Annotated in this window: 1 protein-coding gene; it reads left to right on the forward strand. The window is 69.5% G+C overall.

The features are described from left to right. On the forward strand, positions 1 to 482 hold a 482-nt coding region (locus tag ACX12L_RS23020), incomplete at both ends, for an electron transfer flavoprotein subunit alpha/FixB family protein (RefSeq protein ID WP_459264584.1).

A 482-nucleotide genomic window follows, 5' to 3' on the forward strand; every position in this document is an offset into this window, starting at 1 on the left:
CCAGATCCTGCAGATCGCCGGCAACTACAGCCACATCCTCTTCCCCGCCACGGCCGGCGGCAAGAACGCGGCCCCGCGCGTGGCCGCCAGGCTCGACGTGGCGCAGATCAGCGACATCACCAAAGTCATCTCCGCCGACACCTACGAGCGCCCCATCTACGCCGGCAACGCCATCGCCACCGTGCAAAGCGGCGACAGCGTCAAAGTCATCACCGTGCGCACCACGGGCTTCGACGCTGCGGCCGCCACGGGCGGCGCGGCGCAGGTCGAAACCACGGCCGCCGTGGCCGACAGCGGCAAAAGCAGCTTCGTGGGCAGCGAAATCGCCAAGAGCGACCGGCCCGAACTCACGGCTGCCAAGATCATCGTCTCGGGCGGTCGGGCGCTGGGCAGCAGCGAGAAATTCCAGGAAGTCATCACCCCGCTGGCCGACAAGCTGGGCGCGGCCATCGGCGCGAGCCGCGCGGCTGTGGACGCGGGCT

The sequence above is a fragment of the Alicycliphilus sp. T452 genome, assembly GCF_054512775.1.